This window comes from Pseudobacteriovorax antillogorgiicola (assembly GCF_900177345.1).
In the GTDB taxonomy this organism is placed as follows: Bacteria; Bdellovibrionota_B; Oligoflexia; order Oligoflexales; family Oligoflexaceae; genus Pseudobacteriovorax; species Pseudobacteriovorax antillogorgiicola.
In genome coordinates, this window is the sequence record NZ_FWZT01000013.1 from 131,812 (window position 1) to 155,339 (window position 23,528).

At 45.5% G+C, this 23,528-nt stretch carries 13 protein-coding genes and 1 CRISPR repeat array; of the genes, 5 read left to right on the forward strand and 8 right to left on the reverse strand.

Annotated features, from left to right (window positions below):
- Nucleotides 1-439 precede the first annotated feature (439 nt).
- The 3 genes from B9N89_RS17355 to B9N89_RS17365 are packed head-to-tail and all read left to right on the forward strand — an operon-like array spanning nucleotide 440 to nucleotide 3,436.
- Nucleotides 440-1,360, forward strand: a complete 921-nt coding sequence (locus B9N89_RS17355) for a sterol desaturase family protein (protein ID WP_132321173.1) — start codon at nucleotides 440-442, stop codon at nucleotides 1,358-1,360.
- The gene (locus B9N89_RS17360; RefSeq protein WP_132321175.1) at nucleotides 1,357-2,046 is read left to right on the forward strand and encodes a response regulator transcription factor; all 690 of its coding nucleotides are present in this window, start codon (nucleotides 1,357-1,359) and stop codon (nucleotides 2,044-2,046) included. Before B9N89_RS17355 ends, B9N89_RS17360 begins: the two co-directional genes overlap by 4 nt.
- On the forward strand, nucleotides 2,030-3,436 hold the full coding sequence (locus tag B9N89_RS17365; RefSeq protein ID WP_132321177.1) for a sensor histidine kinase: 1,407 nt from the start codon (nucleotides 2,030-2,032) through the stop codon (nucleotides 3,434-3,436). Before B9N89_RS17360 ends, B9N89_RS17365 begins: the two co-directional genes overlap by 17 nt.
- 39 nt (nucleotides 3,437-3,475) lie before the next feature.
- Here B9N89_RS17365 and B9N89_RS17370 read toward each other — a convergent pair whose 3' ends face one another.
- On the reverse strand, nucleotides 3,476-4,255 hold the full coding sequence (locus tag B9N89_RS17370) for a hypothetical protein (protein ID WP_234996122.1): 780 nt from the start codon (nucleotides 4,253-4,255) through the stop codon (nucleotides 3,476-3,478).
- A gap of 115 nt (nucleotides 4,256-4,370) precedes the next feature.
- Between B9N89_RS17370 and B9N89_RS31415 the strand changes: the two genes are divergently transcribed.
- Both B9N89_RS31415 and B9N89_RS17375 read left to right on the forward strand, forming a co-directional pair.
- Nucleotides 4,371-4,508, forward strand: coding sequence for a hypothetical protein (locus B9N89_RS31415; protein ID WP_159455445.1), 138 nt, complete (start codon nucleotides 4,371-4,373; stop codon nucleotides 4,506-4,508).
- A complete protein-coding gene (locus tag B9N89_RS17375; RefSeq protein ID WP_132321181.1) occupies nucleotides 4,505-5,683 on the forward strand; it encodes a hypothetical protein in 1,179 nt (392 codons plus the stop codon). The genes B9N89_RS31415 and B9N89_RS17375 overlap by 4 nt, the downstream gene beginning before the upstream one ends.
- A gap of 337 nt (nucleotides 5,684-6,020) precedes the next feature.
- Nucleotides 6,021-12,226: a CRISPR direct-repeat array (repeat unit 28 nt; unit sequence TTTCTAAGCGGCCTGCTCGGCCGGGAAC).
- Nucleotides 12,227-12,371: 145 nt separating this feature from the next.
- Here B9N89_RS17375 and cas6f read toward each other — a convergent pair.
- The 7 genes from cas6f to B9N89_RS17410 all read right to left on the reverse strand — a co-directional run bounded on the left by cas6f (nucleotide 12,372) and on the right by B9N89_RS17410 (nucleotide 23,137).
- Nucleotides 12,372-12,941 carry a type I-F CRISPR-associated endoribonuclease Cas6/Csy4 gene (cas6f, locus tag B9N89_RS17380; protein WP_132321183.1) on the reverse strand — a complete coding sequence of 190 codons (570 nt, stop codon included), beginning with the start codon at nucleotides 12,939-12,941 and terminating at the stop codon, nucleotides 12,372-12,374.
- Nucleotides 12,942-12,955: 14 nt separating this feature from the next.
- On the reverse strand, nucleotides 12,956-13,972 hold the full coding sequence (gene csy3 / locus B9N89_RS17385; RefSeq protein WP_132321185.1) for a type I-F CRISPR-associated protein Csy3: 1,017 nt from the start codon (nucleotides 13,970-13,972) through the stop codon (nucleotides 12,956-12,958).
- An 11-nt stretch (nucleotides 13,973-13,983) separates the two neighbouring features.
- Nucleotides 13,984-14,877 carry a type I-F CRISPR-associated protein Csy2 gene (gene csy2, locus B9N89_RS17390; protein WP_159455446.1) on the reverse strand — a complete coding sequence of 298 codons (894 nt, stop codon included), beginning with the start codon at nucleotides 14,875-14,877 and terminating at the stop codon, nucleotides 13,984-13,986.
- Nucleotides 14,874-16,091, reverse strand: coding sequence for a type I-F CRISPR-associated protein Csy1 (locus tag B9N89_RS17395; RefSeq protein ID WP_132321189.1), 1,218 nt, complete (start codon nucleotides 16,089-16,091; stop codon nucleotides 14,874-14,876). Before B9N89_RS17395 ends, csy2 begins: the two co-directional genes overlap by 4 nt.
- 14 nt (nucleotides 16,092-16,105) lie before the next feature.
- Nucleotides 16,106-19,384: a type I-F CRISPR-associated helicase Cas3f gene (cas3f, locus tag B9N89_RS17400; RefSeq protein WP_132321191.1), complete on the reverse strand. Its 3,279-nt coding sequence runs from the start codon at nucleotides 19,382-19,384 to the stop codon at nucleotides 16,106-16,108.
- A gap of 187 nt (nucleotides 19,385-19,571) precedes the next feature.
- Nucleotides 19,572-20,513 (reverse strand): type I-F CRISPR-associated endonuclease Cas1f, encoded by a 942-nt coding sequence (gene cas1f, locus B9N89_RS17405; RefSeq protein ID WP_132321193.1) that lies wholly within the window; start codon nucleotides 20,511-20,513, stop codon nucleotides 19,572-19,574.
- Between the two features lie 269 nt (nucleotides 20,514-20,782).
- Nucleotides 20,783-23,137 carry an ATP-binding protein gene (locus tag B9N89_RS17410; RefSeq protein ID WP_132321195.1) on the reverse strand — a complete coding sequence of 785 codons (2,355 nt, stop codon included), beginning with the start codon at nucleotides 23,135-23,137 and terminating at the stop codon, nucleotides 20,783-20,785.
- Nucleotides 23,138-23,528: the final 391 nt, after the last annotated feature.

The following is a 23,528-nucleotide window of genomic DNA, read 5'->3' on the forward strand; positions in this document are numbered from 1 at the left end:
TCTACAGAAAACTAAAAAACGAACCAAAAGATTATAGAAGATTCAACACTTACGATACTCTCCTTTAGAAGATTTTGGCGACAGGACCGTTGAAATCGTATCTCGCTTTCTTAGGAACATTTTTTTGGCCAGCCAGTTAAAGGAAAATGAAGAGCCTATAACTTAAGCAATAAAAGTCGCTTTTTTAGGGATAATTTCCATAAGATACTTCAGCGATTTTGCCAGGTTCATAGTTTATCTGATACTTGCTAGAGAAGTACCACCTTTCTTTAGTGGTTAATTCTGTGCTGACAATCTTTCCCAAGATAACTTTTCAGAAGGTGCATTGAAAAAAACCTAAAAAGTTCAGTCTTTCCACATTCTCTCAACATTTGCCTACGATAGTGACTCAAGGAGCTTATTAGCCTAGCTCACAAATCACTGAAAAAACGGAGGTTGTATGCAACAAGAAGACATTCTTAGGGCGGTGATTCCGATTCTAATACTGCTCATTATTTTGGAAGGAGCCTATTATGGCGTTAAGAGGCGTACGTTTCCTTACAAGGAAGCATTAACCTCTTTAGGTATGTTTCTGATTTACCAACTGGTTAGCCTTAAGCTTACCAAACCATGGACGCAATCAATCTCTGAGTGGATTTATCAATACAGATTGACTACATTCGACATGACTCAATGGTGGCACTGGATAGCCCTCTATTTAGGTGTAGAGTTCGCCTACTACTGGATGCATCGATGTAGCCACGAAATTCGCTGGCTGTGGGCTAGTCATAGTGTTCATCACTCGCCCCATCATATTACCCTTTCCGGAGCATATCGGCTTTCGATTACCAGCTTCATATCAGGAATGTTTATTTTCTACTTAGGATTACAGATTCTGGGCTTTAGCCCAAAGGCTGGAGCGATTATGCTAGCGCTAAACTTGCTGTACCAATTTTGGCTTCATACAGAACTCATACCGAGATTAAGTTTCTTAGAAGGAATATTCAATACTCCCAGCAATCACCGCGTCCATCACTCTATCGAACCTGAATATATCGATAAGAACTACGGAGGGACCCTTGTTATTTTTGACCGTATTTTTGGCACTTACGCAGCGGAGCGTTCCGAAGGTGTAAAAAAGTATGGAGTTATTGGCAAAAATGAAAGTTTTAATCCCATAGTGCTCTTTTTCAGAGAATGGGTTGCCATGGCACGAGATGTTGGTGGAACTTCATCTTTGAAGGACAAGTGGAAGTTCTGTTTCGGATCACCAGGATGGACTCCTTCTAAAAAAGAGCCAGTTCAATCCATTGCAAGTCTTTCAGAGAATGATATACACTCTTTCAGAGAATTTGATCAAAAAGCGGTTGGCTCGAAATGATTTTGCTTGTGGAAGACGATCCGAGACTGGGGGAGAACATCAAGGTAAACCTTGAGCTGAGGGGATTCGATGTCGCCTTGGCCACGAGTCTTTCAAGTGCTCGATCTATTGTCCAAAACCAGCAGGTTACAGCTAGTTTGATCGATATCGAGTTGCCCGATGGCTGCGGGCTTGACCTTTGCATCCAACTTCGAGAACGAGATTCAACATTACCAATTCTGATGATATCAGCCCGGGGCGACGAGAAAACTGTTGTTCGTGGTTTAGAAATTGGGGCTGACGACTACATTCGCAAGCCTTTTGGCATGCGTGAACTTGCGACGCGACTAGAAAAACTGCTGCACAAATATAGAAGGAAAGAGAATATAATTCAATTTGGCAGCATCGTAATTGATTTGGATAGGCGAGAAGCATACTACACCAAGACATGTATTCCATTGGCAAAGCGTGAATTTGATCTGCTAGTATTGTTCTTAAACAACCCAGGAAGAGTATTTAGTCGCGGCCAACTGATTGACCATCTAAGCAATGTCGAGATCATCCAAGATAGAACCGTAGATTCTCATCTATCGCACCTGCGTCGCAAGTTGAAACAAGTTGCTTGCTACGAAGTCACAATTAAATCAATCTATGGGACAGGCTATCAATTAATCGAAAATCAGGCTGATAATGAAGACAAAGACTAATCTTAAAGCAATCACGGGATTAGTTTTCGTATCATTTCTCTCCTTATTCATCACGATCGCTATCAATATCGCTACCAAGGGTCGCGCAGATTTTGCCTTACTAGCAGTTGTTGCAGATACGGCTCGATTCTCCTTGAATTGCACCAAGCCCGAAGAATCGCCATTGTTTTTGCAACCACTACATCTTCCTCATTCCGAGACACAGATTGATGCTTGGCTGTTTGATAGGAACGGGATGCTCTTAGCTGAGAATAGGGCTAGCTCGTCTAGCGAATCGATCATAACGAATAAACGTCAAGCTGAGTCCTACTATCAATCAGCAATGCTGAAACCTCTCATATGGAATGGTGGTGCATGGGCAAAAATCGACAGTCTTTGCAACTTAAATTGGACTCTATTTATCCACGATCCTCAAAACAGGATCTTTAAATCGACCTTCTATGGGCGTCAGAGAAATCTTTTTGTCTTAGTGGCTTCAAGCTACGCTGCCCTTATTTTCTTAGCGTGGTACTACCTAAGAATCAAGGGAAATGAAGCCATGCTCGTGCTGAGGAAGTTTTCTGAAGGGAAGCTCGATGTCCGTTTGCAGATCAGGTCTTGGGAAAAGTCCATCGAGCTGTATCATGAGTTCAATAAAATGGCATCTGAAGTTGCACGACTATTTGATCAAGTAAAATCTCTCGAAGATCAACGTAGTCAGTCCCTGCGAGAGCTTGCGCACGATACAAGAACACCAATAGCAAGCCTCATAAGTGGTCTCGACACACTCCGGGAGTTCTCCGATTCTATGGAGGATCAGCAGAAACAGAAAATCTATTGCAATATGCAAGCAGACCTTGAATACTTTAGCCGATTGATTGAGGATCTATTTCTCCTTTCTGAAATCGACAGCTTCAGCTCTGACAAGAACGCTACCCAAATAGATTTGTGGCGTTTACTGGAAGAAGCCTGGAATCAAATCTTTAGACATGAAGATCATGACTCCAATTTGGAAGTAAAACTAGTCATGGAAAAACAACCCTGCAAATTTGTAGGGAGCCGGATCTTAATTCAAAGAATGGTGATCAATCTATTAGAAAATGCCAAGCGCTATGGAGTCTCTTGGGTAACATGCTCCGCGAGAATTAAAGATAGACTCTGGATACTTGAAATCACAAACGACAGCTATCCATTGGCTTTGAATTTACTGGAATCCTGGGGCCATAAAAGGCAGCAAAGATTGATCACTGAATCTGGATCAAGACCACATACCAGCCTAGGTCTAGGATCTGCGATTGCAAAAAGAATCGCTGAAAGTCACCGAGGTGGTGCTACAATCGATCAAATCATCAACGAGGATACAGCATTGTTGGCGAAGGTTCGTATTACAGTGGTATTGCCATTGTTGTAGTGCCTGGCAACTATCAAAGCCAGTGCATTGATGATCATGTCACTTAAATAGCAATTTCAGCCCAAAAAAGTTACGAGTTAAAGCAAGGTCAGGCTCGGTAAGATCCAAAGTATCGTCCGCCAGCAAAGTTGGGCTAGAGCTTACAGAGCTATCAACTTGTGAATTGCTTAGATTGAATGCCAGATAACCTTTACCAAATCGAAAAAACACCAGTTGAAGTTCGAAATATGAAATGGATAAGACCCGCGTCCGGCGCATAACAGGATCAGTATCAAAGGATTGATCATCAAATTTGTAGCTCCCGAATATCGCCTCCCCCACAAACCCCAGGGATAGTAGTAAGTCAGGCCAGCTATCTTTCGGAGTAATACCGACTGTAACATAGGGGCGTACGTTGATGGAATAGAGGTTCAGCTCGATGCTTTGGACCGGAGAATTGCTCGGCAGTTGATCTTTCGCCTCAAATTCACCATTGAGCCACTTGAAGCTAAGACCGAGATCCCAATCTAGATGCCAGAAGCCTCGACGCTTGAAGGGGTGTTCGATGAACAAGCTGAAGTTACTCACCCTTTGCTCAAACTCTATTTCACACTCAAATGTTTTCTCGGGGCTCTCTCCAACCCTATCACAGCTGTCACTATCCACATGAGGCCCATCCTCAGCTTGGAAATACCGCAGGGATGCACTGTCCGTAGTATCACCCACTTCGATACCTAATTGATAATCTAAAAAAAACTTCAGCGGTGATAGAAGATCCGCCCAGGCAACAGCCGGCCAAGCTAAAACTACAAAACTTAGAAGTGGTTTGATATGTATCACTACGATTTGCCGACTTTGTTTCACGATCACCATTGCCTAGTAAGCTTTTTCAACCTCTTTCCCATCGGTTAACGGCTGAATTTCCTTAGAGTCCTCAACGAAAATGAGAGTTTCTATGAAGGAAACAGAAATTAATTTTACCATTGGCTCTAAGTCTGCCATAAGCCTTGAGTCGTTGGTCTTGTCACGTGCTCTTATAGTGAGAGAAACCATACAGGGCTACTACTTCAAACACCTAGGGAGTCTCCTATGAAACGGTTATTTCTTTTTGGCCTAATTTTATCCTCATCAGCCTCTGCTCAGTTTGATTTAAATCTGGGTAGGCTAATCCAAGGTACCTGGGTTTTTCACTCAGGGCAGCAGCTTGCTACCAATGCCTATAAGATCGTGTTCCGAGGAGATGCCAGCTGTGAATTGGTTATGTCCGAAGGCTCTGGCGAGTGCCGATGGTCGGTACGCGATCGTGAGATTTCTATCGACATGGAACAAGCTATACAGCTTTCTGGATTTACAAACGCGGTCAATCCCACAACAGGAGAGCTTGTGGAAGCCGAGTATGAAGGCCGGATTGAAGCCTTTACCTTGAGTTTGGAGAAGTTTGACTTTATCCAACCTAGCTGGAAAATCACCTATGATGAAATCCGTAATTATCCACAGAATCCCGAGCTGCCCAGTGAGGTGATCGAAAGTTTTGATCCTCCTAAGCTTGTAGCACAGCGCTATAAATCTCTTAGGCCGTTTAAGCAAACTGGTTTACTCGCAATGAATCTTGCGGTGGGGACTGGTAATTTTGGTGGCGTCATTCGCATCAACGATGATCAATCAGCAAGTATGGAAGCTGGCTTCATAGGGCTGGAGCAAAAGGCTCTGTTTTGGAGTCAAACAGAAGCTGGATTGATGCTGAGCTATAGTCCAGGTGAATCTTCAGTTTTTCGCGTTCTCAATGATCGCCGTCTAGGAACTTATGTATTAGCCGAGATCAATCAGCTTGGTAAGAAATCCGTTCAGACCAGCTTCATTGGTCAAGTGGATGAGGCGCTGTGGAAAGAGCAGCAACTCAGTCAGGACGAATTTATGGGCACTTGGGTATTTGACTCGAACGAGCCTTATCAGTACACCTTTGGCGAAAATGGATTCTATTCCATGGGAGATCCTACAGAAGAGCCTGCTTTTTTCGCTGAAGGCACATGGCGCGTGGAGAAGAACAAGCTCGCTGCCTATCGCTATTGGGAATCAGAAACTGGCACGAGTCTCTCAGCCGACGATGCTAAGCTTTGTTTAAGTGAGGAGATCGACTGCGAGCTTTTTCAGTCTCGGACCTATAGGATACTCAATCGCCGTGATGATCAGATCTTAGTACTCCGGGAACTATACGTCCCGTGGTTTGATTCCTCGTCAAACTTCGTGCATACCTTTGTCAGACTCTAGTGAAACGATTCATCTCGCCATGACACTCTAAGGCTGGTACCTTGGGGTGTTCAACTACTAGCCACTTTTTATTTTTGCCTATAAAGACTGTCTTCATTGCAGCGGCACATGAACAGCCCTTGATGAGACGATCCCTTATAGGTAGCTCCAAAGCAAGCTACCGATGTAGATAATCAAGACAGTTACATGAACCCCTTTAATAATCCTGCCCAACTCTAAAGGGAATATTCTTTCCTCTAGTATGTTAGTAGACCTGTCAGGTTTTCAACACCGCCGAGAGGTGCAAAGAACGCCATGAAAATGGTTCTCCTGCCAAGAACGGATTGTTTTGCGCCAATTTCTAAGCGGCCTGCTCCGCCGGGAACGAACCCAAACACGATAAGGATCATCACTAATGTTTCTAAGCGGCCTGCTCGGCCGGGAACGGGGGTACATTGCATTTACGCGGGCAAGGGTATTTCTAAGCGGCCTGCTCGGCCGGGAACGTTAAGCGAACTGAGTAACGCTTCCACTCACCTTTCTAAGCGGCCTGCTCGGCCGGGAACATGGCAAGATATCCGACAATGTAATACCTGATTTTCTAAGCGGCCTCCTCGGCTGGAACAATGCAACAAAGTGTAGGAAATGTTTCATTTTTTTCTAAGCGGCCTGCTCGGCCGGGAACACTGATAGATGAAGTTGTTAATGCGGCTTGTGTTTCTAAGCGGCCTGCTCGGCCGGGAACGAAGAACCAGCATAATAGGCGACACTTTCAAATTTCTAAGCGGCCTGCTCGGCCGGGAACAAGAGGAAATTCAAAAGCTGCGAGAACAGCTATTTCTAAGCGGCCTGCTCGGCCGGGAACTCGAGAGTGGTTAAAGCAAGCTGTTCTTTCAATTTCTAAGCGGCCTGCTCGGCCGGGAACTGTGAATGGCAGAGTCGTAATTGACGGAGTATTTTCTAAGCGGCCTGCTCGGCCGGGAACTGACTTCTAGCTTTCGCTTGAAACGCGCTCTCTTTCTAAGCGGCCTGCTCGGCCGGGAACAGAAAGTATGATTGCTATTTTAAGCAGATCAAATTAAGCGGCCTGCTCGGCCGGGAACAAGGGCGGCCTTTATATTTATTCAACTCTCTTTTTCTAAGCGGCCTGCTCGGCCGGGAACACTTAAGCCTCGTTTTTCCTCGTCTTCGCGATTTTCTAAGCGGCCTGCTCGGCCGGGAACATTAAGGCTCAAGATGAAACCATAGCTAGGCATTTCTAAGCGGCCTGCTCGGCCGGGAACGAGAAAAAATAAGTTGTATAATCAAGGAGAATTTTCTAAGCGGCCTGCTCGGCCGGGAACTTGACAACGACGAACAGACAATCCGCGAAGTATTTCTAAGCGGCCTGCTCGGCCGGGAACAATGGATGACGCCAAAACATTAGCTTGTCAGTTTTCTAAGCGGCCTGCTCGGCCGGGAACATAGTGATCCAATAGTTTTACCACTCCCACTGTTTCTAAGCGGCCTGCTCGGCCGGGAACCAATAGACAGCGTGCAAACAGGTGTTCCGCTAGTTTCTAAGCGGCCTGCTCGGCCGGGAACACAGATACACTGAAAGCGAAAAAAAGCAAATTTTTCTAAGCGGCCTGCTCGGCCGGGAACGTTGAGCTGGCCGAACATGCGGCCCTTCATAATTTCTAAGCGGCCTGCTCGGCCGGGAACGTTGAGCTGGCCGAACATGCGGCCCTTCATAATTTCTAAGCGGCCTGCTCGGCCAGGAACTATCTTCGAAAGTAGCTATATATAAAGCTTTTTTTCTAAGCGGCCTGCTCGGCCGGGAACTATAGAGTGGCCTAAATCCATCGACGACTTTATTTCTAAGCGGCCTGCTCGGCCGGGAACTGGGACCAAAGTTATCGACAGTGATGACGTTATTTCTAAGCGGCCTGCTCGGCCGGGAACGTTTGAGTGAGTCCGTGTCATCTCCCCTTCAGTTTCTAAGCGGCCTGCTCGGCCGGGAACGGCCACATGGCACTGCTAGCGACCTGGCATTTCTAAGCGGCCTGCTCGGCCGGGAACCGTATGGTGCAAGACATACAGCGCGTTCTAGATTTCTAAGCGGCCTGCTCGGCCGGGAACATGGCTGTAAAAAAGATTTGCGAGCGCTCTGGTTTCTAAGCGGCCTGCTCGGCCGGGAACGTAATCAAGCTTGAGCCAATAGCTAGGAATAATTTCTAAGCGGCCTGCTCGGCCGGGAACAGACTCTGAAAGGACTTGTGAACCACCGTATATTTCTAAGCGGCCTGCTCGGCCGGGAACGAAGTTTAGAAGCTCGACCATACTGCTCGTTATTTTTAAGCGGCCTGCTCGGCCGGGAACAGTCATTTCGCTTTTGATCTTAGTCTCTGCAATTTCTAAGCGGCCTGCTCGGCCGGGAACATTCCTTTCACCGTTGGCGCATCCGTAGTTTTTTCTAAGCGGCCTGCTCGGCCGGGAACAGTAAGTTCTTCATCGGAAGCAATAGCAACGCTTTCTAAGCGGCCTGCTCGGCCGGGAACTCTCTGCTCGTATGCCGTCTTTAAAAGTGCATTTTCTAAGCGGCCTGCTCGGCCGGGAACTTTTTGTTTGGGCGAGTTTCCTATTCCTCAGTTTTCTAAGCGGCCTGCTCGGCCGGGAACTGTGAATGGCAGAGTCGTAATTGACGGAGTATTTTCTAAGCGGCCTGCTCGGCCGGGAACTGACTTCTAGCTTTCGCTTGAAACGCGCTCTCTTTCTAAGCGGCCTGCTCGGCCGGGAACAGAAAGTATGATTGCTATTTTAAGCAGATCAAATTTCTAAGCGGCCTGCTCGGCCGGGAACAAGGGCGATCTTTATATTTATTCAACTCTCTTTTTCTAAGCGGCCTGCTCGGCCGGGAACACTTAAGCCTCGTTTTTCCTCGTCTTCGCGATTTTCTAAGCGGCCTGCTCGGCCGGGAACATTAAGGCTCAAGATGAAACCATAGCTAGGCATTTCTAAGCGGCCTGCTCGGCCGGGAACAGTAGATCAACGCTCTCCCTTACTTTTCTGGTGTTTCTAAGCGGCCTGCTCGGCCGGGAACGTGCGACGGACCAAGAGTTTGAACACTTTATTTTTCTAAGCGGCCTGCTCGGCCGGGAACTCGAAAAGCCTTCCCCCAGGACCTAGGCCAGTTTTCTAAGCGGCCTGCTCGGCCGGGAACCCAGTGGCACCGAGTTGTCGTCTGGAATAAGCATTTCTAAGCGGCCTGCTCGGCCGGGAACATCTACCCATTGAAAGCTATCATCAATCGCCATTTCTAAGCGGCCTGCTCGGCCGGGAACAAAAGTTCTAAAGGATCTTTGGCCGTCGTGGTTTTCTAAGCGGCCTGCTCGGCCGGGAACAAGCTCATTGCCTTTTCAGCCAACACTGAGATTTTCTAAGCGGCCTGCTCGGCCGGGAACTTCTATTAGAGCTAAGACTGAAGCAGCTAGGATTTCTAAGCGGCCTGCTCGGCCGGGAACCAGTTACTCTAGAGAATGCTGCCAAGGGTCTTTTTCTAAGCGGCCTGCTCGGCCGGGAACTCATCGATCCGTCATCTGGTAAGGTCCTTGTATTTCTAAGCGGCCTGCTCGGCCGGGAACATAAGGCAGCTTCAATTGGTGTCATCGAGAACTTTCTAAGCGGCCTGCTCGGCCGGGAACGGCATAGGCCACTCCCTGATAGTTGCCTTGTGTTTCTAAGCGGCCTGCTCGGCCGGGAACGCTCAAAGGCGGTCGTCCAATGTGGCTGCGTGTTTCTAAGCGGCCTGCTCGGCCGGGAACAATATGGTGAATTTGGATCTGTTTCAAGCTGATTTCTAAGCGGCCTGCTCGGCCGGGAACGAAACCTCAAGCGTAGACGCTGCTTGGCTGGGTTTCTAAGCGGCCTGCTCGGCCGGGAACTGGATCGGGTGGATCTTGAGGCAAACAGCCAATTTCTAAGCGGCCTGCTCGGCCGGGAACAATGGGCGTTTGGACATTTTTTGAGACCACCTTTTCTAAGCGGCCTGCTCGGCCGGGAACAGGATGAACTAGCTTTCCAGATGACCCGTCTTTTTCTAAGCGGCCTGCTCGGCCGGGAACCTACATCAAGCTTCCGGCCCTAAAGGCAGCTTTTTCTAAGCGGCCTGCTCGGCCGGGAACATGGGTGATAGGGATCACATGCTCCAGTGTGTTTTCTAAGCGGCCTGCTCGGCCGGGAACCGGGCGCTGTTGAAATCTTTTCTCAGCTTCAATTTCTAAGCGGCCTGCTCGGCCGGGAACTTCGGCTAATTGACTATCAGAACTCTTACTAGTTTCTAAGCGGCCTGCTCGGCCGGGAACAAAAATGAGTTCTCACGTTTCACCGACGAAAATTTCTAAGCGGCCTGCTCGGCCGGGAACGGTCACGGCGATTTTCAGCAGGCAGTTGTGGTTTTCTAAGCGGCCTGCTCGGCCGGGAACTTTAAGTGTCTCACGCTTTATACCTTGCCTTTATTTCTAAGCGGCCTGCTCGGCCGGGAACAAGAAAGTTCGTCAGAAACTCCGTTCAGACGGTTTCTAAGCGGCCTGCTCGGCCGGGAACGTAGGGTCTCTCGCGGAAACATGAAACGCTTATTTCTAAGCGGCCTGCTCGGCCGGGAACTTGTACTGAATGCTATTTCGTCTCTTGCAAAATTTCTAAGCGGCCTGCTCGGCCGGGAACATCTTTTGAACGTGCCTATTTTCATCGAATGTTTTCTAAGCGGCCTGCTCGGCCGGGAACGTGATCCCCTTTTCCATTAGTCCATACCTCATTTTCTAAGCGGCCTGCTCGGCCGGGAACAGCCATTGTAATAGACTCCGCGACCCACTTTTTTTCTAAGCGGCCTGCTCGGCCGGGAACCAGTAAATAAAGCAATTATCCTCGGCAACCTATTTCTAAGCGGCCTGCTCGGCCGGGAACCCCAAAGAAGACACTATTAAAGGGTATCTTCTTTTCTAAGCGGCCTGCTCGGCCGGGAACTTAACAAGCTAAAGTTTCAGTTTTCGGCTCTTTTTCTAAGCGGCCTGCTCGGCCGGGAACCATTGTCGTTTAGGCGATCAAAAGCTAGATATTTTCTAAGCGGCCTGCTCGGCCGGGAACACATTCTCGAAAAAGTCTATCGCCCGAAGACATTTCTAAGCGGCCTGCTCGGCCGGGAACTCGATGGCGCGCTGGATCGCATTTTGCCATTATTTCTAAGCGGCCTGCTCGGCCGGGAACCAGTAAATAAAGCAATTATCCTCGGCAACCTATTTCTAAGCGGCCTGCTCGGCCGGGAACCCCAAAGAAGACACTATTAAAGGGTATCTTCTTTTCTAAGCGGCCTGCTCGGCCGGGAACTTAACAAGCTAAAGTTTCAGTTTTCGGCTCTTTTTCTAAGCGGCCTGCTCGGCCGGGAACCATTGTCGTTTAGGCGATCAAAAGCTAGATATTTTCTAAGCGGCCTGCTCGACCGGGAACACATTCTCGAAAAAGTCTATCGCCCGAAGACATTTCTAAGCGGCCTGCTCGGCCGGGAACTCGATGGCGCGCTGGATCGCATTTTGCCATTATTTCTAAGCGGCCTGCTCGGCCGGGAACGTTAGGTGTGGTGTGGGTGTGCTGGGTTGTCTTTTCTAAGCGGCCTGCTCGGCCGGGAACTTAGCTGTCGCTGAAAGGATAACCCCAGAAGATTTCTAAGCGGCCTGCTCGGCCGGGAACATCCTCATTGAGAACAACGGAAAGATTATCAATTTCTAAGCGGCCTGCTCGGCCGGGAACAGGAGTGGGGCCCATGATAACCGCTTTCAAGATTTCTAAGCGGCCTGCTCGGCCGGGAACCGGTTTGCTAATTTTGTTCTAAACAACCCAGATTTCTAAGCGGCCTGCTCGGCCGGGAACGGCGAAGGTAATGCCATAGCTAGCGCCATGGGTTTCTAAGCGGCCTGCTCGGCCGGGAACGCAACTCTTTCCCTTTTGGAAAACGTGGTTATTTTCTAAGCGGCCTGCTCGGCCGGGAACGGTTTGAGGAGCCTTTACGGCCCTTGGGAATATTTCTAAGCGGCCTGCTCGGCCGGGAACGTCACGGCGATTTTCAGCAGGCGGTTGTTGTATTTCTAAGCGGCCTGCTCGGCCGGGAACGGCGGAGTAGAGTTCGGCAGTGTATTTGCTCTTTTCTAAGCGGCCTGCTCGGCCGGGAACGGAAAACTTTACCAAGTCATTAACCCGCATATTTTCTAAGCGGCCTGCTCGGCCGGGAACGAACATTAGTTTGAACGCTTCGAACCCCATTATTTCTAAGCGGCCTGCTCGGCCGGGAACTATGATGAAAGTATCGATTATGACTCTGATTGTTTCTAAGCGGCCTGCTCGGCCGGGAACATCGCTAACAGGCCTTAACTTACCCGTGCCTTTTTCTAAGCGGCCTGCTCGGCCGGGAACGAGCTGCTCCCGCCGCCGCAGGAGCTAAGTAATTTCTAAGCGGCCTGCTCGGCCGGGAACGCTCTCACAGCTCCCCCACTCTGAAGCAACAGTTTCTAAGCGGCCTGCTCGGCCGGGAACTCTGGTACAATAGACCTATGTATGCGATTTTCAAAGATCTTTTGCTGGATATCTGCTAAAGACCTTCTTTTCTGACGTGAACATATAAATCAATAAAAACAATATGTTATGAAACTAGGAGAAAAAGAAGGTCTAAAATCGATGATTATGGAAAGTCCGGTACGGTAGATTGACTACTTAGTCCATAAGCGCTAAACACTCCCTCTTGGGGCCCATCGCGCTTGTTCTTTTCAATGAAAATTGGGAAGACATGGTGATTAGTAAGGCTCTCATACTCGATTCGCGGAAGCCGTGGCTGACCCATCTGTTCACCCTGACGAATCTCCTTGATAGCGGTATCAAAATCGATACCATGTCTTTTAGATGCTCGCCTTGCTAGTTTTTCTATACTTTTTTTATTGTTCTTCCGAACAAAACATACATGCTCAATATTTGACGGGACTATTCTAGCTCGCCTGATATGAACGTAGTCTCGAAGCCTAATAAGCCACTTCTTTAAGTCCAAACTATGAAGTTCGCTCTCGTCTTTGGCGAATAAACGAAGCTTTGAGCCAACGGTTAGACTTTCTGCATCATATTCAGGCCAAGCTAGACCTATACTGCCTGAATTATTCTCAACTAAACAAAGGTGAATTTGCTTAAACACTTTTTTCCATAGAAATGTTAAATCTACTTCCATTGAAGGCAGTAGGGTCAACTCCATATAGTATTTCATCTCCTTGAGCTCCCCTACTTATCACTTTCCCCAAATACGCCCCCTCGGATGAGAACAGCCATAACATAGTGCTCATCTTCTTCTCGTTCGAGCTCGCCGCCACGTGCGTATTTATCGAATAGTGTGTAAAAATCGGCTTTCAGCTTTGGTTGACGAAAGGCTTTACCCATATTCGTTACCGAACCATATGGCTCTATTGCAATCGGACCAAGTCTACTATTGTAGTCAGGGTACCAAGTATCGATACATCGGATCGCATTTCCTATCTTCTGAGAATGAAGAGCTGCAATACCACCTAGATTGTAGAGCACCTTGCCTTTTTTTCCTTTACCCTTGTCCATGATAAGTTCTTCGCTTGGATATACTTCTTGTCCTTCACCAAGCTTTGAGTACGCATCGACTTTGAGTAGTAAGTATCCATCTTCACTTGATAGCGTCTCGGCCACTTCCCTTGCTAGTTCTTCGATTGATTGATCTTGATCTTCAAAATCTCTAGTACTGTAGTTGTAGCTATCAAACACGAATGTTTTTTCATTGTCCTTAGTTTTCATTGAAGCAACGACTTCGATTTTCTCACTACCGACCCTGTTTCTCCATAGAAATCTGGCGTTGGCAATGTTAGTAATATATCTACGTGACAGCTCCAAAAACTGGTACTTTTCAGTGTACTTTGATAAAGTCTTTCGATACGAGTCTAGGAACCCCTCGTGATTGCAAGCTGAGGGCACATGTAACCCACCAAGAAACTTCAGTGTAAGTGATACTTTCAAAGTATCGTGGTTTAGAGGGAGTGAACATGCGTCTACAGTTTGAAGGTTGGGCTTTTGAACCTCAGCATCTAGCTTTAGAGGGTCACTTTTGAGAGCCTTTTTTAACCTATTTGATATAGTCCCCCTAACTGATTTTTCTTCTACCTTCAATTCATGAGCTTCTTTTTCTCGTCTTTCCCAAGCTGTGCTATACATATACGCTGCTGACGGGATAATTTTCTTTTCGAATGCTAAAACCGAAACTAAATCTTTTTTTGACATGATACTCTTTCCTAGACTGATTGATTTCTACATAGGTACTGGCTATTTTCGCTATCGTAGTCATATGACCAGAGCATATCATCTATAGATGACAAGCTGTATGGGCTAACAAACTCTCCTAATGTTACGATGCTTTCTACAAACCGATGTGGGGTTGATGAGTCCCTAGTATTAAGTGTCTCTCCAGCATCGTATAGTTGACCAAGTCCTTGATACCCTGTCACCAAAGGAACAATCCAACCAGGGTGTTTTCGCTTGCTGTTCCATGAAACTCTTTTCTCTGCATCTTCATCTGCATCTATCTCGCTGAAGTTGCTAACCGCCAATGAATCTAGCAGTTCATCCAAATTATCTTCGGCAGCAACATTCTTGAGTAGGTCGCGTCTTTCAATAGGAATAAACCCAAATGGAATTTTCCCAATGATAGACATATAACCCTCTTCATTATCTTCAATCCCCACTAGGTAAGGGGATTGAGATTTTTGAATATCTCCACCTGCCAACTTCATCTTACTGTGAAGGATATGTTGAACGATTTCACCAATTTCAGAAAAAGGTCGAGATCCCGCGTACTGACACTCTATAGCAAGTGATACGTTCAAGTTACATCGAGCTTCTTCGATAAATGATGATCGCTCTCCCTCCTTACTTAACGGGTAAGCCTTCCCAACTATAGAATTATTATAGTCGCCTACGCCCTTGAACACAGCTAGATCAAAATCATGAATCACAATCCCCAGATTAGGAAATGATATCTCGATATGTTCTCTCCTGAGCTCTCTTTCCATCTTGTGGACGAAACCGAGCCATGCTGTAATAGCTGGAAACCCAATTGTCAAAGAACTGGAGAGGGCATTGGCATCGGATACAGTAAGTCTAGGTATAATTAAGAATAAACGTTTCACCGTAGGGCAAATCTCCTTCTTGTTCTGATTAACTTAGATATATGTCTTAGGTCTTCGTCTCCTAGGTCACAGGCTCTACTTCCTAATATCTTTCTATATGAGCGGATAAACCAACGAGAAAATTCTAGAAAAAATGTTTCTCTCAATTCATCATCTCTTTCCTCACTGAATTTGTTATCTAGAAAAACTCTCTGATAATGCGGCACACCTGATTTAGAAACTGTTTGCCAAACGTCATCTTCTCTGAGACGATAGATGTCTGTTATTACTTGATCAAAAATATGGAGTATGAAGTTTTCATCTCGCACGCTTCTAGTTCGAAAACCATTATTATTTTGAATAACTTGAAGGTGGAAACTTTTAAAATCATCTTTAAACTGCCAAGGAGATATGCTTTCACGAAAGAAATCTTTTTTCGGCAACCTATCTGGCCTAGTTCTAACACTTGGAGGTAGACTAGGAAGTAAATACGCTTTTCCACCATTGTTTTTGTTCTGGACACTGATATTTTGAGGCTTTGTGCCTCCATACCCAATTACTGTTAGATTGAATAGATCTATGAATCCTTTATCATGGGCCTCATTCCTTTTCTTTGCCTCCCTCGCTTCCTTAGCCACATCTGAGAACTTAATAGCATCGATTCGCCTCTTCATTTCATATAGAATTGGCGATGGTCTTAGAACTGAGAGAAGATGATAGCTATTATCTACTGGAAAGTAGACTTGTTTTATTTTTGAGTTAGTGATTGCTATATCAGAAGATATGGACTTCATCTCCAGAAATCCGTTTCTAAGGTTATCAAAGGAAGCTGATGGGATTTTCAGTAAGTCTTTTGCTATTTCGCTTCTATCTTCAATATGAGTCAGGAGGCTCCTACCGTCTCCCATTTGCAAGTTCAGAAAGCTATGCACGTCAAGTGCCGCAGCATTTCCTAGAGCATCAAGTGAAACGTCTAAGTTTCCAGTTCGAACAAAGCCGTCATCACGCTTCGATGATTCAGCTATAATAGCTGTAGTTCTCCCCGCTGAACTTGCCTTTGCACTTGGATGACTAAACGTGCATGGGTGGCTAGACAATGCGATTTGTTTTGCTCGCGCAGCAGCGCTGGGAAGCCAGTTATTCAGATCGAACTCTTCCTCAACTTCTTCCTTACTCTTTTTCTTGAGTCTTTCTTCCTTTCTTTTCTCGAAAAAAGATTCAATCGCTTCGTGCATAATATCTCCAGTAACTATAATTTCTTATCCTCGAACATACCAAGTGCAGGATGATAGCATAATTTCTTGCCCTCTTGATAAGAGGGCAAAAGGATCTTCCCATACTTTTCAGCTGCTACAAACATTGATGTATTTTCTAGCTCAGCCAAGCTGCATAAAAGTTGGTGAAAATCTCTTGCAACAAAAAGTCGATCATATGGGTCATATAAATCAATGAACTTAATGTTAAAACTATCTTCAATCAGATTGTAGCCATCGCTTGATTTAATATGAAATCTAAACTCTAGATCGCTACTGCATTTCGATTCATCAGGGAGTAGAAGCAAGCTCAATCCTTGACTTCCTTCTCTAAACGGTGATTCCACCTGTGGCTGAGATGAAAGCCACCAGAACTCGTTTAGCCACCCCGCTAAAGTTTTTGCCTCTTTTGCATCATAATTGCAAAGATTTTCTTCAAGCTTTATATGTTCCAGCTTTGCGAACTCGTCGGTGTTCTCATTGGAGATTCGTAATGATGCATCGATTCCTCTTTCACACCGTTCAATGTCTAGAATGTCAGTCAAACTATGACTACTCAAGTCACTAAATTTCTCTTGAAAACCTGGCCGATTGAAAACAGCTCTATTGACCCTATTAGATTCCCTCTGCTGTGCTTCTCGAAGGTTGAACTCAAGAATCTTGACATTCGGTTTGCTTACATTCAGCTTTCTATGTCTAAGAATTCGACCAACCAACTGGATGATAGATCGATAGGAAGAAGGCTCAATGATCCCCCAATCAAAATCATGATTTCTTCCAACTTCCTCTACCGGAGTCGATACGATAATGAATAAAAAGTCACTACTATCACTTTTGTCTAGAATATCCCTTACAATATCGTGGCTAAATACTCTATCGGCATTCTTTCTATTAAGAATCTCATCCAATAGGGATTCCTGTTCATGTCTTAGAATTAGAGTCTGTTGGCTATGGTAAATGGTAAGCTTGATCTGTAGATGACTTTCCCAATCTGCTTCAAGTAAGTATCTACCCAGCTGGACGCAGGGAGTTACATTTGCCATGCGAATAACACCGAAAGACACTCTTTTTCCTGTTAAGGGGTCAACTGAATGGTGATCATGATGCAAATTTTCTGCTTCCTTGCGGATTGCTTCAAAGAACCATTCTGACACTGAATTATACCTATCCCGTTCTGAAGGATTCAAACAGATCAGAGAAGCTTTTCTTCTTACAGGCAATTTAGAAAGATTAGCCAACCGTTTAGAAATAAACTTTTGATGGGAAGATTCGAATTTTGTAATATAGTCTCGACCAAGATCCATCAAATTTGCTACACTTTGAAATTCATCAATCCATGCAGTACCAACACTTTGATTAAAGCCTCTTGAGCTAGCGAAGACTTTCCACCCCTTCGCATAGCAATTAAAAAAACCATTTGCTATTGCTGGCGAAATTGTTGCAGAAGAAAGAATGACTTTTCTTCCTAGCATACCGGCCAAATGAATAAGTCTGCCAACTGCAAGGAGATCTTCCTTGCCAAAATCGTCAACCTCATCGATGACTATGTCGGACGACATGAGGCGTAATAACGGTAATATATACTTGCCGCCCTTTCTTGTTTCGGTAGCTCCCATGACGTGATCGATAGTACATACTAGTATAGGGGCATAGAGAAAAGCCCTGTCTTTGTCTTTTTTGATAACCGTCTTGAGAAGACTTTCGTATTCATAATTCTGGAAATCGATATCATCGTAATCTGATAGATCCTCTAGAGACTCTGATCCCATCTCGCGAGAACTTCTTGCACTCTCTCTTTGATCTTCTACTATTCGCCTATGGTGGAGATCCATGAGTGCCTTTGAACCAACAAGTACTGCAAGGCTATCTGAGTCAAGCTGTAGGTTTTTCCGATACTCATTGCCGGTTTGGAGCGTAAGTGTTCGGAGACCTACGGCCAAAATATACCGAAGACTCTCTTGGTTTGGAGATAACGCACGCATGATCTTAGCATTCGCTAAAGTCTTTCCAGTGCCAGTGCTAGCCATATTAACGACAAAGAAACCATATTGCTTGCTAGATTGAATAGAGCTTTCATTCTTTTCATACCAGGCGCGGATAATTTTAACCGCTTTATCTTGCCAGTTGAACTCTCGGGGGCTAGGCTTACGCAATGCTTTGATGTCTGATGCATACGGCATTTCTTGCTCAAAGTAGGGCAACCTATAACTTACTTTGAGCGACTTCTTTGCCACATTGACAAGATGTTCATCTAGCTTCTGCTTTGCATCTCCGTTCTTGTCCGTATTTGCAATCAATCTAGATTCCACCCATGACTTATCACAATCTTCTGACGAATAAAGATGGTCTCCCATCATTAGGCTGACACGACTAAATATGGCTAGTAATCGAACGCTGCCGTTTCTGATACTTTCCTCGATTAAGGGCATTTCTCCCAAGGCACGATTCGCCCATTTTCTAATCTGCTGTTGAAGTCTGTGGCTTTCCTGAAGTAGTCCTTCTGGAAATGTAAAACAGCTTGCCTGCTCATTTTTCCTAAGCTCGTTCATATACCCCCAACCGGCATCAATCATCTGGAGAAGAGAGTCCATTGAGGGAGCGGAGTTTAAATTTTCGTATCTGCTTCGATCTTTTGAAATATGTGGAAGTTTATGATGACTTAAGATTAGCCAAGCTACAAGGCAGGCAATAGGCTGCCCCTTTCCTATTACAAGTTTTTCAGATGGGCGCGGTAACTTGCCCCCACTGAAGCCATTTATTGATAACTCCTCCAGCCATTTCTTGTCAGACTTTTCAAACACAAAGTTGAGGAACAGATTTGTCGATACCCATTCATGTCTAAATGGATCGCTTTTTGAAGCACCACTCCGTTTAAGCTTATTTTGAAAACACTCTGAAGCCTTTCCAATATCATGAAACAAAGCACTGAGTGCCGAAAGTGCTTGAATCGCAGGTAGCAGTTGCCACTGATTCTCCACCTGAGGGTAATCAATACTTGTTTTATGGACTGGCGAGTACCCTTCACTGCTGAACGCTTCTTTGTTCCCCACTATCCACTGAAGTTCCATTCCTGAATGACCACGAAGCTTAAAACATGAAACAGCAGTATTCCTGGTAGCAGATTTTCTCAGTAGCTTTCTAACTGCAAGCAAGCCCTCCATTGTGATCGTAGTGCTCCAAGTTCGCCTGCCTATTCTATTAGCGAATGAATCCAGGACTCTCTGTGTTCGAGACAGTGCCTTTTTTTCACATAGAGAGTTGAATACGACGATCACAGCAGGGTCCTTTCAATGTTCACTATAAAACGAGAAAACAACTAATTAGAAATACAACTACTACTGTCTTAGAATATAGCGGCTAACGGGGCCCCTTAATATGTTGCAAAAGAATTCTGACTTTCTGACAAGCGTAGAAATTCGCTATTCTTAACTACGTTAAATCAACCACGGCCGAATAGGCCGCTTAAATTTCCATCCGAGACACCTTCTTAATACAGTTAAACATGTAGTCCAAGGCCTTGTGATCTGTAAGTTTCATGATGCATGTTGAACGGAACTCCTGTTCAGAATCTCCTTGCTTGGCTGATATAAAAGCTTGGGGAAGGATAATCGCATCCTTTACAAGATCTGCAATATCAAATACCAGCGCACCTTTCCTGGTCTTCCCATGCATCACTGCAAATCCATAGGGGATTCCCAGAACCCAAAGCGATGTTGCTGCTAGGCCATAGGCCAGGTAGTTGCCATGGGAAAGAAACGTATTCTGAGGATCTGTGGACTTATGATCACGCTTAAAGTCTTCGAGCTCAGTCTTTTCTCGGGAATATCGATACAGAAAGCTAGTCAGTTCGCCCTCTACTCCAAGTAGCTGAGAGATACTATTGGCCCGGTTAAACTTTTTCCCGTATCTATCTAAGGCAGACTCCATGTCATAGTCTTCGGCATCGAACCCTTTATCCAGTAGATCTTTATCCTTACTCCAGACCAACTCAATGAACTCAAGACGAGATCGTTGAAAGTACTTTGCAGCTTTTAAGCGTTTACTTTCTTCAAACCAGAATGACATCCATCCCTGGAGGTATTCGGTTGGACGATATTCACCATGGGGAACAAGCCACTCTACTTCGGTACCCATGAGTAGAGGGGTGCCGCCTCCTCCTGTAAAACCAATGACAACACCAGCTGAAGCCAGCATTCGCACAGCCGCTTGGGTTATCGATGTACCATTCCCTAATAGGATTACTGTCGTATTAGCAATTGGAATATTCCAGTAGTTATTTGTTCTATTTTTGTGGCTTAAATAGAGGACCCTACCGTCCTTCTGAAGTACCTTACAGTGCTCGATATAGAATATATTAGCTCTTTTTGAGTGAAGAATTGCTTTTAGATCAGTCAGGGATTCCAAGTGTTACCTCTAATGCTACTTTAAATCTATCGGAGCATCTCATCTTACCCTTCAAGGGCTCACGATCCATCGATATAACTGGCATGACTACTGCAGATCGCCTACCAACTAACAGTGCTATATAAGCTTTACCAACTAGTGGTTTCATTCAGCCAAGGTGGCATTCAAAACTAAAGTAGTCCTTGCTATATGAGTTGAGATGCATTTGATGAGAGGTTATTGCATTCGCACTAGGAAATATTTGAAGACTTTAGATCACTTTGTCTGATCTAGTGAAACGATTCATCTCGCCATGACACTCTAAGGCTGGTGCCTTGGGGTGTTGCCTTACAGAAAACCCATTGCCCGCCCAAACCTGCAACTGCAGCAGCAATAGCAGACAATCCAATCCCGCGTCCTGAACTGCTCTGGACGGAAGTCATACTGGTAACCCCTTCTTGGCTGAGATGCTCTTGGGATTGCCAATCAAAACTACTGGCTGTAGGCCCTTTCCCCATGGGAATTCCTCCGCCATGATCACGGATTTCAAAGACTTTCAGATCATCTTGGATCTCTAGAGACACTTCGATATGAGCTTCGTCTCCTTGCTGACGAGGGGAGTAGATATAGCCATGATCGATGGCATTGGTAATACCATGGATGGCAATGGTTTTTAGGGCTGTCTCTTCGTGCTCTTGAAGACTTCGATTCGTGATGCTTATGGAATAGCGAAGAGCAAAACCATTTGCAGCTAGGCGTTCTTGCCCTTCTAAAAATAGGTTTTGCAGTGTGTTGTGCAGATCTGATCGACCTCCTTGCATGTAGTCTTGCAAGTTACGATATATTTCGAGAAGCATCTCTGATTCTCGGCGAATATCATCTAAGTCCACCCGTTGCCAATCATCGCCTTTGCTGACCCGCTCTTCCCAGCTATGAATGGTATCTTGCAGCGAACGCAACCTGAAGGATCGAGCCTCTCCTTTCAAGGTGTGAACCTGCCGCATTAGATCAAGCTTACGATTTAAGACACGATCTTGTTCAAACCGTAACAGCAATTCCGGTAGGCGTTCCAAGAAGCTTCGAACCCCCTTGCCAGCGAGGATGATCGCAACTAATCGGCTTTTATGAAGATCATCACGTTCGAAGCTCACTTGAGTCGCCGCGTCCCTGATAGAAACGAGAACCTCGCGAGTACGACTTGCGATGGTAATGGGGTCCCAATAGACAAGATACTGTAATCCTCCAATACTAGCCTCCTGAGGAAGATGATGACTATTCACTGCCCAGTTGAAGTGGGGCTCCCCCAATGATGCTTTCAGTGCATGATGGGCTCGTTCAAGCTCGTCATGACTAAGGCCAAGGGCAGAAAATATATCTCGCACACCCAGAGAGTCTGGTTTTCTACCAAGAATTTTAACTGCTTTCTGAGAATAGTGAGGCAGTATCCGCATATTCTGATCGATTTTGATGATACCTTCATCAATATAAGTCAAAACCTCTGCTAAGTTCCGACGCTCCGTTTCTAAATCCCGCGCTTGCCGACTGATTAAAACTCGACTCCTACCGAGATAGGCTAAAACTAAGATCAAAAAAATCAGGGTTGTTCCGACACCGAACAAAAGCTTTTTGATCTGCTCGCCAAGAGCAATGGTTTGATCTTTGAATTGAGCCTCCATCTCAAGCCTTTGTAGTTCCAATTGGGATGCCGCTTGGCTTGATTTCATTCTCAGCTCTGGTTCGATAGATTTCGTATAAAGGTCAAAGAACTGTCGCAAAGCTTCTTTCTCATAGACCGTCCCAGAGTGTTCAACCAATCTTCTAAAAATATCAAGTTTTACATCAATAGTTGTTTCAGGGTGAAGCACTAAGCAACTAGCTAATGAATGGTTTGCCTGCCAAACCTTGATCGTTAGATCCATGTAACAACGATAGTAAGATTTTAAAATGGGGCTCTGTTCGCCCTCCAGATCAACCTTGGCTAGATGCTGCTTGGCAGCTTTGAAGCGCTTTAGGAATGCATTGGCAAGGGCAGCAAATACATGTGAAGACCTTTCGAACTCAGGGTAATGGCTAGCATCGTCGAGTAACGGCAACGCTGCCTCGTAATTGCGACGATGGATCGCATAGGCAAAACCTAAGTTATAAGATGCCAATGCAAAGCGCCTTTCCCAAAGCTCAGGATCATTATCAGGAGACTGAAGTTTATTTGCGCTTTGGTCCTTGAGTCGATGTAAGACTTCAAAGCCACGATTCACATACTCAGGGTTACCCGTCATAATATAAAGTGCAGCCAGATTGAAATCTAACCGCACGGCAGTTCGCTCATTATGGAACGGACCGAGAGCTAATGCTTGTTTGTAGCTTTCCAACGCAGCCGCAATCTCGCCGCTTTGGGATTGAAACCAGCCCAGAAGAGCTAAGCCCAAAGAAACACTATTTACTCGACCATTTTTTTTAGCGTCCCTGATTACAACGTTTAGTTCTTGAATCATACGCTGCTGCGGCCATTGACCTTCGTTGGCCTCAATGCACTTCAATTTAAGGTCATAATCTGAAACACTTGGGGTCATGGCTTCACAAAGTTTAGAGGCCAAATTCAAATCATTTACGGCAAGGGCCGTAAAGACCTTTTCACGCTCGAGCATGTACGCAAGAGATGGCTCAAAGGATCTTGCGGGATGATGATTTAGCCACCATGCTTTCTTTTCGTGAGTCCATAAAGGAAATTCTTTAGGCAGGAATACCTTAGAGTTTTGATACAGATCCTTATCGTCTCCAAAAACTGGAGTCCCCAAGAATGTGAGTAAGATAGCTATCGAAGCAAGCAGAGAAATTTTCCACCCATATATTCAACGAAACACCCGAAAAAGACCAAGAGCTATGATCATCCTTCTCAAGTCTCTGTAATGAGCCCTCACCATAAAGAGTGACTATCTATTTGTAAAGTATCGGCTAAACGAAGAACTTAGGCTAAAAGCTCGCCGAGAAATTGTTTACTATAAGGTGGGTAAACAATCCCACTTGGCGACCAAAAAT

Bases quoted from the DNA above. Each gene is read 5' to 3' on its own strand.
- B9N89_RS17360 (WP_132321175.1), top strand. From the start codon at position 1,357: ATGATTTTGCTTGTGGAAGACGATCCGAGACTGGGGGAGAACATCAAG.
- B9N89_RS17410 (WP_132321195.1), bottom strand. From the start codon at position 23,137: ATGCTCGAGCGTGAAAAGGTCTTTACGGCCCTTGCCGTAAATGATTTG.
- cas6f (WP_132321183.1), bottom strand. From the start codon at position 12,941: ATGAAATACTATATGGAGTTGACCCTACTGCCTTCAATGGAAGTAGAT.
- B9N89_RS17395 (WP_132321189.1), bottom strand. From the start codon at position 16,091: ATGCACGAAGCGATTGAATCTTTTTTCGAGAAAAGAAAGGAAGAAAGA.
- B9N89_RS17355 (WP_132321173.1), top strand. From the start codon at position 440: ATGCAACAAGAAGACATTCTTAGGGCGGTGATTCCGATTCTAATACTG.
- csy3 (WP_132321185.1), bottom strand. From the start codon at position 13,972: ATGTCAAAAAAAGATTTAGTTTCGGTTTTAGCATTCGAAAAGAAAATT.
- B9N89_RS17375 (WP_132321181.1), top strand. From the start codon at position 4,505: ATGAAACGGTTATTTCTTTTTGGCCTAATTTTATCCTCATCAGCCTCT.
- B9N89_RS17365 (WP_132321177.1), top strand. From the start codon at position 2,030: ATGAAGACAAAGACTAATCTTAAAGCAATCACGGGATTAGTTTTCGTA.
- B9N89_RS31415 (WP_159455445.1), top strand. From the start codon at position 4,371: ATGAAGGAAACAGAAATTAATTTTACCATTGGCTCTAAGTCTGCCATA.